This window comes from Paraburkholderia ribeironis (genome assembly GCF_900019265.1).
Lineage (GTDB): Bacteria > Pseudomonadota > Gammaproteobacteria > Burkholderiales > Burkholderiaceae > Paraburkholderia > Paraburkholderia ribeironis.
Genome location: NZ_CYGX02000012.1, coordinates 208,393 through 222,995, shown reverse-complemented (window position 1 = coordinate 222,995; position 14,603 = coordinate 208,393). Strand labels below are relative to the sequence as shown.

The 14,603-nt window shown below is 64.0% G+C and carries 10 protein-coding genes; 4 read left to right on the top strand and 6 right to left on the bottom strand.

The features are described from left to right. Nucleotides 1-57: 57 nt before the first annotated feature. Nucleotides 58-2,406 (bottom strand): Tex family protein, encoded by a 2,349-nt coding sequence (locus BN2475_RS06750; RefSeq protein WP_094778771.1) that lies wholly within the window; start codon nt 2,404-2,406, stop codon nt 58-60. A 417-nt stretch (nt 2,407-2,823) separates the two neighbouring features. On the opposite strand from BN2475_RS06750, the gene BN2475_RS06745 reads away from it, so the two are divergent. The 3 genes from BN2475_RS06745 (at nt 2,824) to yoaA (ending at nt 6,401) form a co-directional block, all read left to right on the top strand. Beyond that, nucleotides 2,824-3,729, top strand: coding sequence for a hypothetical protein (locus tag BN2475_RS06745; protein ID WP_425435476.1), 906 nt, complete (start codon nt 2,824-2,826; stop codon nt 3,727-3,729). 128 nt (nt 3,730-3,857) lie between these two features. After that, a complete protein-coding gene (locus BN2475_RS06740) occupies nt 3,858-4,076 on the top strand; it encodes a DUF465 domain-containing protein (RefSeq protein WP_094778769.1) in 219 nt (72 codons plus the stop codon). A gap of 63 nt (nt 4,077-4,139) precedes the next feature. Beyond that, a complete protein-coding gene (gene yoaA, locus BN2475_RS06735; protein WP_094778831.1) occupies nt 4,140-6,401 on the top strand; it encodes a DNA repair helicase YoaA in 2,262 nt (753 codons plus the stop codon). A gap of 208 nt (nt 6,402-6,609) precedes the next feature. Here the strand turns inward: yoaA and BN2475_RS35305 are convergent, their stop codons facing one another. Next, nucleotides 6,610-6,855 (bottom strand): hypothetical protein, encoded by a 246-nt coding sequence (locus BN2475_RS35305; RefSeq protein ID WP_094778768.1) that lies wholly within the window; start codon nt 6,853-6,855, stop codon nt 6,610-6,612. 231 nt (nt 6,856-7,086) lie between these two features. Further along, nucleotides 7,087-8,328 carry a cupin domain-containing protein gene (locus BN2475_RS06720; protein ID WP_094778767.1) on the bottom strand — a complete coding sequence of 414 codons (1,242 nt, stop codon included), beginning with the start codon at nt 8,326-8,328 and terminating at the stop codon, nt 7,087-7,089. 32 nt (nt 8,329-8,360) lie between these two features. On the opposite strand from BN2475_RS06720, the gene BN2475_RS06715 reads away from it, so the two are divergent. Next, complete coding sequence (locus tag BN2475_RS06715) at nt 8,361-8,909, top strand: FKBP-type peptidyl-prolyl cis-trans isomerase (protein WP_094778766.1); 549 nt, start codon at nt 8,361-8,363, stop codon at nt 8,907-8,909. Here the strand turns inward: BN2475_RS06715 and BN2475_RS06710 are convergent. From BN2475_RS06710 to lplT, 3 genes are all read right to left on the bottom strand, one after another. Beyond that, complete coding sequence (locus BN2475_RS06710) at nt 8,889-10,250, bottom strand: hypothetical protein (RefSeq protein ID WP_094778765.1); 1,362 nt, start codon at nt 10,248-10,250, stop codon at nt 8,889-8,891. The genes BN2475_RS06715 and BN2475_RS06710 overlap by 21 nt on opposite strands. Continuing rightward, the gene (gene mutS, locus BN2475_RS06705; protein ID WP_094778764.1) at nt 10,237-12,924 is read right to left on the bottom strand and encodes a DNA mismatch repair protein MutS; all 2,688 of its coding nucleotides are present in this window, start codon (nt 12,922-12,924) and stop codon (nt 10,237-10,239) included. Before mutS ends, BN2475_RS06710 begins: the two co-directional genes overlap by 14 nt. 168 nt (nt 12,925-13,092) lie before the next feature. Continuing rightward, a complete protein-coding gene (lplT, locus tag BN2475_RS06700; RefSeq protein ID WP_094778830.1) occupies nt 13,093-14,391 on the bottom strand; it encodes a lysophospholipid transporter LplT in 1,299 nt (432 codons plus the stop codon). Nucleotides 14,392-14,603: the final 212 nt, after the last annotated feature.

Sequence of the window (14,603 nt, the reverse complement as noted above, 5' to 3'; positions counted from 1 at the left end):
TGAGCATGAGCATGCGCGCAACAGCGCGTGAGCGAATCACGCGCCGACGCTGCGCACTTACTTCTGCTTGAGCTTCGCGAAAGCCGCGGCCATCGCGCCACCCGTTTCCGGTTCGCGCGAGCGTTGTTGCGATGCGCCGCGTCCAGCGCCGCCCGCACGGCCGAAGCCGCCGCGATCCTGTTGTGCACCGCCACCGCTACGCGCGGCGCCTGCACCGGGTTCGTCGTCCAGACGCATGGTCAGCGCGATACGCTGGCGCTTCACGTCGACTTCCAGCACCTTCACCTTGACGATCTGGCCGGCCTTGACGACCTCGTGCGGGTCCTTGATGAACTTCGTCGACATGGCCGACACGTGCACCAGACCATCCTGATGCACGCCAATGTCGATGAACGCGCCGAACGCCGCCACATTCGTCACGACACCTTCGAGCACCATGCCCAGGCTCAGATCGCTGACCTTCTCGACACCTTCGCGGAACGTCGCGGTCTTGAACTCGGGACGCGGGTCGCGGCCCGGCTTTTCGAGTTCGAGCAGAATGTCGCGCACGGTCGGCAGTCCGAAACGTTCGTCGACGAATTCGCCCGGCGACAGTCCACGAAGCGCGTCGCGATTGCCGAGCACTTCGCCGACCTGTTTGCTGATCTTCGCGAGCATCCGCTCGACGACCGGATATGCTTCTGGGTGGACCGACGAGCGGTCGAGCGGATTCTCACCGTTGTTGATGCGCAGGAATCCGGCCGCCTGCTCGAAGGTCTTGTCGCCCAGGCGCGGCACCTTGCGCAGATGTTCGCGCGATGGGAACGGACCATTCGCATCGCGATAGTCGACGATGTTGCGCGCGAGCGTCGCGTTCAGCCCCGACACGCGCGCCAGCAGCGCGACCGATGCAGTGTTCGCGTCCACTCCGACCGCGTTCACGCAGTCTTCGACCACCGCGTCGAGCGAACGCGCCAGTTCACGCTGGTTCACGTCGTGCTGGTATTGGCCGACGCCGATCGCCTTCGGCTCGATCTTCACCAGTTCCGCAAGCGGGTCCTGCAGACGGCGCGCAATCGACACCGCGCCGCGCAGCGACACGTCCATCTCGGGGAATTCCTTCGCCGCGAGTTCGGAGGCCGAGTACACCGACGCGCCGGCTTCGGACACGACGATCTTCTGCAGCTTGAGTTCCGGTTGACGCGCGATCAGCTCGCTCGCGAGCTTGTCCGTTTCACGCGACGCCGTGCCGTTGCCGATGCTGATCAGTTCGGCCTGGGTCTGCGCGGCGATGCGCGTGAGCTTCGCCAGCGAGCCGTCCCAGTCGCGGCGCGGCTCGTGCGGGTAGATCGTGTCGGTAGCGAGCACCTTGCCGGTGCGATCGACCACCGCCACCTTGACGCCGGTGCGCAGCCCCGGATCAAGGCCGATCACCGCCTTCGGACCAGCCGGCGCGGCGAGCAGCAGGTCCTTCAGATTGCGCGCGAACACGCGAATCGCTTCGTGCTCGGCTTCGTCGCGCAGCTTGGTGAGCAGTTCGTTTTCGAGATGCGGCTGCACCTTCACGCGCCAGCACCAGCGGCACACGTCGGAGAGCCACTTGTCGGCCGGGCGGTTCTGATTGGCGATGCCGAAGTGCCGCGCGATCAGCGCTTCGCCCGAATGCGGCACCTGTGCGTCGAGCTCTTCGCCCAGGCCCAGCTTGACCATCAGCACGCCCGCGTTGCGGCCGCGGAACAGCGCCAGCGCGCGATGCGACGGCACGGTGCGAATGGTCTCGGCGTAGTCGTAGTAATCGCGGAATTTCTCTTCTTCGGCGGTTTCCTTGCCTTCGACCACCTTCGACGACACCACGCCCTGGTTGAACAGATAATCGCGCAGCTTACCGAGCAGCTCGGCCGTTTCGCCGAATTGTTCGGAGAGGATGTCGCGTGCGCCGTCGAGCGCGGCCTTGACGTCTGCAACGCCTTTTTCGGCGTCGACATAGGCGGCGGCTTCGGTTTGCGGGTCGAGCAGCGGGTTGCCGAGCAGCGCATCGGCGAGCGGCTGCAGACCGGCTTCGCGGGCGATCTGCGCACGCGTGCGGCGCTTCGGCTTATACGGCAGATACAGATCTTCCAGCACCTGTTTGCTGTCAGCGGCTTCGATCGCGCTGCGCAGTTCGTCGGTGAGCTTGCCCTGTTCGGCGATGCTCGTGATGATCGCAGCGCGCCGGTCTTCGAGCTCGCGCAGATAGAGCAGGCGTTCCTCGAGATTGCGCAGTTGCGTGTCGTCGAGATTGCCGGTCACTTCCTTACGGTAGCGGGCGATGAACGGAACAGTTGCGCCTTCGTCGAGAAGTTCCACCGCGGCCGCGACCTGGCGCGGCTGGACGGATAGTTCAGTGGCGATGCGCTGGACGATCTTGAGTGCTACGGTTTCCGTCATAAGGTCTTGGTGTTCCTGCGGACTCAGTCAGGGGCCGCGCGCTGACGGCTCGTCGGGACACGCCGGGCGTGCGCGCTGCGACCAGGTTGCTAGAGCGGGGCATTTTGCCATAAATGCCAAAGGGCTCAACCGCAGGGTGATAGAATTTCGGGCATGTTCCGTTGACCCTCTACGACGTTGCCAATCTCCTTATTCCTCAACCGTCTGGGCCCCCGCTGGGTCTCCCGCCTTTCACCGGGTCTGTCGCCGGGTTCGTCCAGATCGCCGTTGTTTCTGTCGCGTTCGCCACTCACCAATGTCATGTCGGCATCGCGCTCTGTAGTCGGGTCCATGCTTGTTGGGTCGATGCACGGGTCGATATACGTTCCGCAGCGGAGCCTGGCCGCCTCGTGTGTGTCGTGCGTGATGGCGGCCGCATTGGCCGTGTCCATACCGGCTGCGGCGCAAACGCCGGCGGCCGCAGCCAATGACACTACCCCGACGGTCTCCGCGGACGCGCTTGCGCAGGCCGCGACACCGGCTGCACCGCATCAGCAGCCAACTGGCCACACGAACACCAGCAACGCCGGCGGCGCCGGCAGTGCAGATAGCGCGAGCGAGGTGGCAGCGTCGGAGAGTTCGTTCGAGGCACGGCAACAGGCGCTGGATCAGCGCACCGAGGAGAACAACTACCAGTTCGCGGTCGCCCAGCACAACTGCTACAGCAGGTTCTTCGTCAATCACTGTCTGAACCGCGCGCGCGACAGCATGCGCCTCGTGCAGGCGCAAATTCGCAAGGAGCAGCTCGCGCTCGACGGCGAGCAGCGTGCGCAGCGCGCGCGCGCACGTGACGAGCGGGCGGCACTGCGACGCGCTCGCAACGAGGCGGATGCGCCGCAGCGTGCCGCCGAGGATGCGCGCAACGAGCAGGCTTACCTGGAAAAGCAGCGTCAGAACGAGCTCGATCAGGCGCGGCGCAACGCCGAGGCGCCACAACGCGCCGCCAACGCCGAGGCTTATGAAGAAAAGCAGCGCCAGCATGCGCTGGACCAGGCGCAGCGCGGCATCAGCCCATCGCAGGCGGCAGCCAACCAGCAGACCTACGATCAGAAACAGGCCGACTTCCAGCGCAAGCTCGAGCAAGCGCGTCAGCAGGGCGCGCAGAAGGAGCAGGAGCGCATCGAGAAACAGCAGAGCTTCGAGAAGAAGCAGGCCGATGCAGCACAGCACAAGGCCGATGTGGAAGCACGTCAGAAGCAGGCGGCCGAGAAGGCCGAGCAGAAGCGTCAGGACCAGTTGAAGCAGCAACAACTCGAAGAGCAGCAGAAGCAGCAGCAACAGTGAATGTGCTGTAGCAGGCCCTGGCGGACCGTCGCCGGGGTCGTAGTCGCCGTAACGCGTTTTGAGCCGGACAGCAACCTCAGGCGTCGGTCTGCGCACGCAGTCCGTGCCACAGACGAGAGGAGGCGAGCATGCGCGATCACCGCCACGTCATCGACGCGAACACACTTCGCGACCGCATTCTGCAACTGGAATCGGAGCACAGTGGGCTCGATCGATTGATCGACCGAATGTCGGATGAGCCCGGCATCGACGACTTCGAGTTGCAGCGCCTGAAAAAGCGCAAACTCAAAGTCAAGGACACCATCATCTTGCTGCAATTGCAGCTCGAACCGGACGCACGCGCCTGAGTTCGCGGCCTGGCAGGCGCCGGGCGCGCGTCGCGCGAGCCGGACTTTGCAGGAATGCTTGCCTTGAATTCACCGCTCGAAACTTCATCCCGCACCACGCCGGGAGACGCGGCAGCACAAACCGGCGCACCGGCGCCGCGTACTGCCGCATCCACGCTGAGCGCGTCGCTGCATCCACGGCGCGTCGCCGAACTGAACGACATCTTCGCCGACAACGGTTTGCTGGCCCGTCAGATCGACGGCTATCGTGCGCGGGCGTCGCAGATCGAGATGGCACGCGCGGTGGCCGCCGCGATGGAAGCGTCCGGCCGCGCCATGCCCGAACCCGCGATGTTCGAGGCGCACAAGCGGCCCGCCCGGCGCCTGCAGGCAGCGCACGCCGAGGCCGTGGCCGACGCCACTGAAAGCGCTGAATCGGGCGGGCTCGATGGCAGCGAAAACACGCTGATCGTCGAAGCGGGTACGGGTACCGGCAAGACGTATGCGTATCTCGTGCCGGCCATGCTGTGGGGCGGCAAGGTGATCGTCTCCACGGGTACGAAGCATCTGCAGGACCAGCTGTTTCAGCGCGACATTCCGACCGTGCGCGACGCGCTCGCAGTGCCGGTGTCGGTGGCCATGCTCAAGGGGCGCGCCAACTATCTGTGCCACTACTATCTGCAACGCACCGCGGATAACGGCCGTCTGCCGTCGCGCCAGGACACCTCGTATCTGCAGGACATCGTGCGCTTCGCGAAGATCACGCGCACCGGTGACAAAGCCGAACTCGCGAGCGTGCCCGAAACGGCGGCGGTGTGGTCGATGGTCACGTCGACGCGCGAAAACTGTCTGGGCCAGGAGTGCCCGCATTACAAGGACTGCTTCGTCATGCAGGCGCGTCGCGAAGCGCAGCAGGCCGATATCGTGGTGGTCAATCACCATCTGTTTTTCGCCGACATCATGTTGCGCGACACCGGCATGGCCGAGCTGCTGCCCACTGCCAACACCATCATCTTCGACGAAGCGCATCAACTGCCCGAGACCGCGACGCTGTTTTTCGGCGAGACGTTGTCCACCGCGCAGTTTCTCGAGCTTGCGCGCGATTCGGTCGCCGAAGGCCTCGGACATGCGCGCGAGGCGGTCGACTGGGTCAAGCTCGGCGCGACGCTCGAGCGTGCGGCGCGCGACGTGCGGCTCGCGTTCAAGGAAGACTCGGTGCGCTTGTCGATCGGCCAGTTGCCCGACGATCATCCGTTATTCGCCACGCTCGACACGCTCGAAACCGAACTCGATGCATTGGCGTCCGCGCTCGCGGGGCAGGCCGAGCGCGCCGAATCGATCGGCGCCTGTCTGCGCCGAGCGCGCGAACTGCAAGGCATGCTGGCCGGCTGGACCACGCCGCCCACCGAGACCGAGCGCCACGCGGCCGAAACTCATCAGGGCGCGTCGGCCGACAGCAGCGGCGAACCCGGCGAGCCGAATGAAAAGGTCCGCTGGATCGAAGTCTTCGCGCATACCGTGCAGTTGCACGAAACGCCGCTGTCGGTCGCGCCGATCTTCGCGAAGCAACGCGGCGGCGTGCCGCGTGCGTGGATCTTCACGTCGGCCACGTTGTCGGTGCGCGGCGACTTTACGCACTACGCCGCGCAGATGGGCCTGAACGCGAAACGCTCGATGACGCTGCCCAGCCCCTTCGACTATCCGACGCAAGGGCTGCTGTACGTGCCGCGCAATCTGCCGCAGCCGTCATCGCCGATGTTCACCGACGCCGTGTTCGACGCCGCGTTGCCCGTGATCGAAGCGTCGGGTGGCGGCGTGTTCATGTTGTGCACGACCCTGCGCGCGGTGGACCGCATCTCCGCGAAATTGCGCGACACGATCGAAGCGCGCGGCTGGGACTATCCGCTGCTCGTGCAGGGCGATGCGAGCCGCACCGAATTGCTCGAGCGCTTCCGCGCATACGGCAATGCAATTCTGGTGGGTAGTCAGAGTTTCTGGGAAGGCGTGGACGTGCGCGGCGATGCGCTGTCGCTGGTGGTGATCGACAAGCTGCCGTTTGCACCGCCCGACGATCCGGTGCTATCCGCGCGTCTCGATGCGCTGACCAAAAAAGGCTTGAGCCCGTTCGCCGTTCATCAGTTGCCGCAGGCCGTGATCACGCTGAAGCAGGGCGCGGGACGTCTGATTCGCGCTGAGACCGATCGTGGCGTGCTGATGATCTGCGACACGCGTCTCGTTGATAAACCGTATGGGCGGCGCATCTGGCAAAGCCTGCCGCCGTTCAAGCGCACGCGTGAGATGGAGGTGGTGAGGGCGTTTTTCGAGGCGTCTGCCGAACGCGATTGAATGTCTTGATCCGTTGCTGCATTGAGGCGCCGCAGCGCCAAACGATGCATGCGGATGCATGCGGCTTGCGCGATGCATCGAAAACAAAAAAGCCACGAATTTGGATTCGTGGCTTTTTAATGCTGCTTGTCGGAGGCCGCTGGTTTGAGCAGCCTTCCGCATCGACGTTGCTGCGGCGAGAGCCGTTGCAACGTCGAGTGAGTGCAGCTTACTGGCTTGCGCCTGCCGGGGATGCTGCAACTGCCGGCGATGCGGCTTCAGCCGGCGATGCGGCTTCTGCGGGCGATGCGGCTTCTGCCGGCGATGCGGCTTCAGCCGGCGATGCGGCTTCAGCCGGCGATGCGGCAACTGCCGGGGACGCAGCATCTGCCGGAGCAGCGGCTTGCTCGCTCTTATTGCATGCAGCCAGTGCCACAACTGCCAACAGGGATGCTACGAGGAGGGATTTCTTCATGATCACGTCCTTTTATGGTTTAAAGGTAAGCAACAGCGCAAAATAAAACCGGTAATGTGCTCCAACACCGACCTGGGCCGCTGGTGGAGACGCTCTTTCGACGAGCTGGAATCTTCCCTACGGCTTGGGCGGAAATTATATGCACTTTCGTACTGACAGTCGATAAATCCGGGGTCAATACGTTGTCTTTCTCATACAAAATTTCACTGTACGGTATAGCACGAGGCACAGTTAAGCAAGCTCTCCCACCTGTATCCAGCCCGCACGATACCACTCGTGTAGCCGTGCTGTCATTGATGAATCGTGCGAGAGTGTTACAAAGCGTTTCGCACTCATGCAACGGTGGTTTGCGAGGTCAAACAACCACTTTTTTGTGCCATTGAGTGACATTTCTTCTCCGTTTACGAAGAAAAAACGACGGTTGTACAACAAATTGGTCTTGCGGTCCAGCCGCAGGCCCAACTTCGATGCCTGAGCGATGAAACGGGCCTCGCTGAGCGGCTTGTGCGGCGGATCAAACACGACAGTCGGCTTGGGTTCGCTGAGATAGCTGCCAAGGAACGACGCAATATCCTGCTCTTTCCATTTGACCGCAGCAAGGATTGCGCCCACTCTTTCGACCAGCGCAGCCGGCAACTCGGCCGGGCGCTCGACGGCGGGTTGCTGCGGATCGCGGTAAAGCGTGCCTCTATTACCCGCCGACTCGCCGCGCTCGGCCAAATGGTAGAGAAATTGCGCGGTCAGTTCGCTCGCGGACGGGGCGCGAAAACCGATCGAGCACGTCATGCATTCACCTTCGGCGATGCCGTCGTGTGCGATATGCGGCGGCAGATACAGCATGTCACCGGGCTCGAGCAGCCATTCCTCTTCAGGCTCGAAGTTCTGTAAAACCTTCAAAGGCAAACCGGCCTGCAGTGTCAGATCTTTCTGCGAACTGATGCGCCAACGGCGCTTGCCTTTCACTTGCAGCAGAAACACATCGTAGGAGTCGAAGTGGGGTCCTACGCCGCCGCCGTCGCTCGCATACGAAATCATCAGGTCGTCGAGACGCGCGTCCGGCACGAAGCGGAAGCGGTCCAGCAACGCACGAGCGCGATCGTCGTAGAGGTCCACGCCCTGCACGAGCAGCGTCCATGCGCGCTGTTTCACCGACGGCAGTTCGTCGGGTGCGAACGGCCCGTGCTCGAGCTGCCATTTGTTGCGCAAGTGCGTAATCAGGCGCGCTTCGACTTCATCCCGATCGGCTAGCTCGAAGAATGCATCGCGCGACAGCGGCGCTTCTACGTCCGGAATCGCCTGGCGAATCAGCAGCGGCTTTTTTTGCCAGTACCGGCGCATGAATTGCGACGGAGTCAGGTTGCCGAGCAACGCGGTCGGCGTGTCAGGCGAGGGCGGCAGAACCGGCTTTGAAGCCGGTGACGAATTGCGTGCCGAAGCTGCGTCGGCCGGGTGGTCAGTGGGCCGCTTGGGCATCGTATAATGTGAACTGTATTCTGGAGAATCGAATGAAAATCGCAAAGAACACCGTCGTGTCGGTCGCTTACAAGCTATCGGATGCGCAAGGCAATCTGATTGAAGAAAGCGACGAGCCGATGGTCTATCTGCACGGCGGCTATGATGGCACGTTCCCCAAGATCGAGGAAGAGCTCGACGGCCACGAGACCGGTTTCGAGACTCAGATCCAGCTCGAACCGCAAGACGCGTTCGGCGAGTACGACCCCGAGCTCGTGAAGATCGAGCCGCGCGATCGCTTCCCGGAACCGCTTGAAGTCGGTATGCAATTCGAAGGCACGCCGGAAGAAGGCGATGAGGATCTCGACTCGCTCGTCTACGTGGTGACCGACGTCGCGGAAGACAAAGTCGTGCTCGACGGCAACCATCCGCTCGCCGGCATGGCGCTGCGTTTCGCGCTGACCGTGAAAGACGTGCGCCCGGCGACCGAAGATGAAATCCAGCACGAGCATGCGCATGGTGCCGACGGCCTCGAAGTCCTCGATGACGATGACGAAGACGAAGACGAAGACGACAACAAGTCAGGGCCCACTCTGCACTGAACTGGCTGGTTCGCCGCCGGGTACGCTCAAGCCTGGAGCAGCACCCGGCACGCGCGGCGCAATGGCCGGGGCGGGCGGGGCCGATATCGCCGGCCCGTATTCGCCGCCCCCCTGGTTGGCCGGCATATGCGGCTGCGAGTCCACTTGCGGCTCACCGGGCGTTGGCAATAGCGGTGGTAGTTCCGACGCGGGTCCAGGCATCGGCGCCGCTGGCATTGACGCCGCAGGCTCCTCACGCGGCAGCGCCGGTTGCGTGGCCGGCATCGGCATCTGCTTGGGCACGTTGCGCACGCTCACACGGAACGGCGGTTTCCTGCCGGGTTCCACTTCAATCTGAATCCACTGGTTAAGACGATCATGCGGGGCAAGCGCGACACGCGTGAGATTCGTGACCAGCATCCCCTTGTCATTGCGTAGCGGCTGATCGATCACGAAGCCGCCGCTCGTGCGTTCGTCGTCGCAATGAATGACCAGCACGGGGCCGTGGAAAATCTGCGCGAGCTTGACGAGGCTGCGTTTGAATTCCAGAAAGCCATCGCGGCGCGGGGTATGCGCAAAACGCAGCCATGCGAAACGCTCGGGCCGTTCGTAACGTTCCGGATCGGGATCGCCCTGAATGAACACGACGACTGCACGCGCGTCGCGGCGCTTTGCGTATTCCCCGGCGTGTTCGAGCCAGAACGCATTGGCGACGGCCCGGTCTTCGAATTCGCCGTTGCGGCCGCCCGCGGTCAGATAGTGGTTGTTCGGGCCTGGCGCATTCAGGCCGACGAACACGACGTCGCCCGCTTGCCAGCGCACGTTCTCGCGAAACGGACGAAAGCGCGAGACTTCGCTTTCGCGCGTCAACGCAAGCGGATTCTGTCCCATCGACGTGGTGTCGGCGAACAGCGTTTGACGCAGCAAATCGAGGCGTTCGACTGGATCGAAGCCGCCGGCCTCGGCCGTCCCGCAATCGACCCAGTCATGCTGGCCGGGAATGAAGAAGAGAGCGGGCCGCGCGGTTTCGAGCAATGCGTGGCGGCGCTCGTAGAGCTCATCGCGGCAGGCTTCGCGCGGTCCCTTCAGATTGCCGGCGTAGACGATGAACGACACGTCGCGCTCACGGCTGATCGCCTCGATCAACCGTTGCGTGGCGGCTTCGTCGGCGGGGCGATGCATCGTATTGGCGATCACCGCGAAGCTGAAGCGCGCGGCCCCGGCGTATGCCGGTGTAGCGCCCGCGACAAGGCTCGCAACTGACCCAATGGCGCCAGCGATCACGAACGCGAGCGCACGGATCACCGCCGCGTGAAGCCAGCGCGGACACTGCGAGGGGCTCAGCGTGTCAATGGTCGGCATCCGGCGCGCTGGCCAGTTCGTGCAGTTCATACAGCAGGTCGAGTGCTTCGCGCGGCCGCAGATCGTTCGGATCGATGCCGCGCAGACGCTCGACGAGCGCCTGCATGCGAGGTGCTGCTGTCGTGCCGGCGGATCCGGCGTCATGCTCGTTGTCCGCGTCTTCGGCCAGCATCGGCACGGGCGCGGCGAACAGATCGAGTTGCGGCGCGGGTTGCGCAGCCGATTGCTGTTCCAGATGCGCGAGATGCCTGCGCGCAGCGCGAATCACCGCGTTCGGCACACCGGCGAGTTGCGCGACCTGCAGGCCGTAGCTCTGATTGGCCGGCCCTTCGTTGACCGCATGCAAAAACACGATGCCGTGCCCATGCTCGACCGCCGACAGGTGCACATTGGCCGCATGCGCAAACTCGGCCGGCAACTGCGTCAGTTCGAAATAGTGCGTGGCGAACAGCGTATGACAACCGTTGTGCGCGAGCAGATGACGGGCAATCGCCCACGCCAGCGCGAGCCCGTCGAATGTCGACGTGCCGCGGCCGATTTCGTCCATCAGCACGAGACTCTGCGGCGTCGCGTCGTTCAGGATCGCGGCGGCTTCGGTCATTTCGACCATGAAGGTCGAGCGGCCGCCGGCCAGATCGTCCGCGGCGCCGATCCGCGTGAAGATGCGATCGATCGGCCCAAACGCGGCGCGTCGTGCCGGCACATAGCTACCAACGTACGCGAGCAGTGCGATCAGCGCGGTCTGCCGCATGAAGGTCGATTTACCGCCCATGTTCGGGCCGGTGATCAGCAGCAGTTTGCGCTCGGGCGTGAGCGTGCAGTCGTTGGCGATGAACTGTTCGACCTGCGCCTCGACCACCGGATGCCGCCCCTGCTCGATCTCGATGCCGGTGTCGGGCGAGAACGTCGGCGCGACCCAGTCGAGCGCGCGGGCGCGCTCGGCGAAGGCCGCCAGCAGATCGAGTTCGGCGAGCGCCGCCGCGACCCGCTGGCAATCCGGAATGAACGGCAGCAGCGTCTGCAATAGCGCGTCGTACAGCGAGCGTTCGCGTGCGAGCGCACGTTCCTGCGCGGACAGCGCCTTGTCTTCGAAGGTTTTCAGTTCAGGCGTGATGTAGCGCTCGGCGTTCTTCAGCGTCTGACGGCGGCGATAGTCGTCGGGCACCTTGTCGGTCTGGCCGCGCGTGACTTCGATATAAAAGCCGTGCACCTTGTTGTACTCGACGCGCAGATTGCCGATGCCGGTGCGCGCACGTTCGCGCGTTTCGAGGTCGATCAGGAACTGTCCGCAGTTCTCCGAAATATCGCGCAGTTCATCGAGCTCCGCGTCGTAGCCGCGTGCAATCACGCCGCCGTCGCGCACCATCGCGGACGGCTCCTGCGCGACCGCGCGCACGAGTAGTTCGACGCAGGCTTGCGGCGGCTCCAGCGAGGCGTCGATACGCGCGAGCGAAGCCGCGTTGGACGAGATGGCCCCGAGTTGCGTACGCAGCTCGGGCAGCGCGATGAACGTATCGCGCAGACTCGACAGATCGCGCGGCCGTGCCGACAGCAACGCCAGACGGCCGGTAATCCGTTCGATGTCCGAAATTTTTCGCAACGCGCCGCGCAGCGTGTCGACATCGGCGCCCGGCGGCGCTTCGAGCAGCACGCCGATGGCCTGCTGACGCGCCTGCGCCAGCGCGGATTCGCGCGGCGGATGATGCAGCCAGTGACGCAGCAGGCGACTGCCCATCGTCGTGCAGCAGGTGTCGAGCAGCGAACAGAGCGTGGGCGATTCGGTGCCGCGCAGCGTTTCCGTGAGTTCGAGGTTGCGGCGCGTGGCGGGATCGAGGCCGATATATTCAGACTCGTACTCGACTTTCAGGCTACGCACATGGCGCAATTGCTGACCTTGCGTGGCCGCCGCGTACAGCAGCAATGCCCCGGCCGCACCGCACGCGCAAGTCAGCGAATGGGCGCCGAAGCCGTCGAGGCCGGCCACTTCCAGCTGATCGCACAGGCGCTGCGTGCCCGAAGCGATATCGAAATGCCAGACCGGCACCCGCGTCAGCGCGCCGGCGTTCGCGGGCGGCGTCCAACTGGTCGAGTCGGTGGAGGTGTCGGCGACCAGAATTTCCGCGGGACGAATGCGTTCGAGCGCCGCCGCCACCTGGTCGGGGGCGACTTCCGCGAGGCGCAACGCGCCGCTCGCCAGGTTTAGCCACGCGAGGCCGACGCTGGTCGCGACGCCGCGGCGATTGTGCGCAACGCACATCGCCAGCAGATAAACGTCGCTCTTGTCGGACAGCAGCGCGGCATCGGTCAGCGTGCCCGGCGTGACCACGCGCACCACCTTGCGCTCGACCGGTCCTTTCGATGCGGCCGGGTCGCCGATCTGTTCACAAATCGCGACCGATTCGCCGAGCTTCACCAGCTTGGCCAGGTACTGTTCGACCGCATGATGCGGCACGCCGGCCATCTTGATCGGATTGCCCGCCGACGCGCCGCGCTGCGTGAGCGTCAGATCGAGCAGCCGGGCGGCTTTTTCCGCATCGTCGAAAAAGAGCTCGTAGAAGTCGCCCATCCGGTAGAACACCAGCGTGCCCGGATGATCCGCCTTGATGCGCAGATACTGCTGCATCATCGGCGTGTGTTGTGCGACGTCGCTGGCCGCTGCGGTTTGAATGCCCATCCTCGGTGTCTTCTTGCGTTAGCTGTTCAGGGCGTGAGTTTAACCCGCCGGCGCCGCGAGCGGACCCTGGCCGAATGGCCAGTCCTTGTCAGTCCTTGTGGCGCACCCGGACGCCGCCGGGCAATGTGCGCCGCTGCGCGTGCGCAGCAGATTCACTGCGTATCGAGCTCATTGCTCGACCATCGCGCGCATGTCCACCGTGCGTTCGTTCAGCGCGCTGCGCCGTTTCGCGAGCCATATCATGAACGTCACGAAGCCACCGAACACGACGATGATCCATTGCGCCGGCATCTTCGCGGTAAGCAGCAGCGCGTATGCGCCGAGCATCAGCAGCACGGCGAGATTCTGGTTGAAGTTCTGCACGGCGATCGAATGGCCCGCGGACAGCAGCGTCGCGCCGCGATGCTGCAGAATCGCGTTCATCGGCACGATGAAAAATCCCGAGAGTGCGCCGAGCAGGATCATCAGCGGATACGCGAGCAGGGTGTAGACCGGCGCGACATGCGTGCCGATCCGGATGCCCGCGCCCGCTGGGAACAGATCCTTGTTGTAGAAGGCCATCGCGATCGCCACCAGGCCGGTGAGAATGCCGACCGGCAGCACCCGCAACGACTTGCGCAACGGAATCAGCGCGGCGGCCGCCGCTGCGCCGATCGCGATACCGAAGCCGGTGACGCCTTGCATCACCGCCGCCTTCGACAGCGACAGCCCAAGGTTCACATGGGCCCATTTGAGCACCAGCAATTGCAGCGTCACTGCGCCGCCCCACATCAGCGTCGTGACCCACAGCGCGATCTGTGCCAGTTTGTCGGCCCACAGTACGTTGAAGCAGTGATAGAAATCGCCGACCAGCTTCTTCGGTTCCGATAGACGATTCGGATAACGCGCGCCGGTGTCGGGAATGAACATGTTGACCGCGGCGGCGATCGCGTAGGTGATCATCACCGCGAACATCGCCAGGCCGCCGGACGAGTGGATCAGCGGTAGATGGGCTTGCGCGACGAATTTATTCGCTAAGGTGCTGATCAGCGCGCCGCCCACCATCGTGCCGACGATGGTGGACAGAACCGTCGCCGATTCGAGCCACGCGTTCGCCGCGACGAGTTTTTCCGCGGGCAGCAGTTCGGTGAGGATGCCGTACTTGGCGGGCGAATATGCGGCCGCGCCGAAGCCAACCACGCCGTACGCAATCATCGGATGGACGCCGGCGATCATCATCAGGCAGCCGCTCGCCTTCAGCGCGTTGGAGATGAACATCACGTGGCGCTTTTGCATCGCGTCGGCGAACGCGCCGACGAACGGCGCGAGCAGCACATACGAGACGGTGAAGAAGATCTGCAGCAGCGGCGTGACCCAGGCCGCCGAGCGAATCACCGAAAGCAGCGCGATGGCGGCGATCAACAACGCATTGTCCGCGAGCGACGAAATGAACTGCGCCGCGATGATCGTGTAGAAGCCTTTTTTCATGAAGCGGGTGGGAGGCTGCGCGCCTCGCGGGCGCAATGCGGGGCGCAAAGCGGGGCGCAGCGAAAATGCGCGAAACGCAACCGGCGAATCAGCGTGCCGGCGCGGCATCCCGCTTTGTAGCATGAACGTGCACGCGCTGCAGGGCCGCCAGCAAAAAAGCGGCCGAAGCCGCTTTTTCATTCCAGGCGCCTGACCCGATGCCGATGCCGATG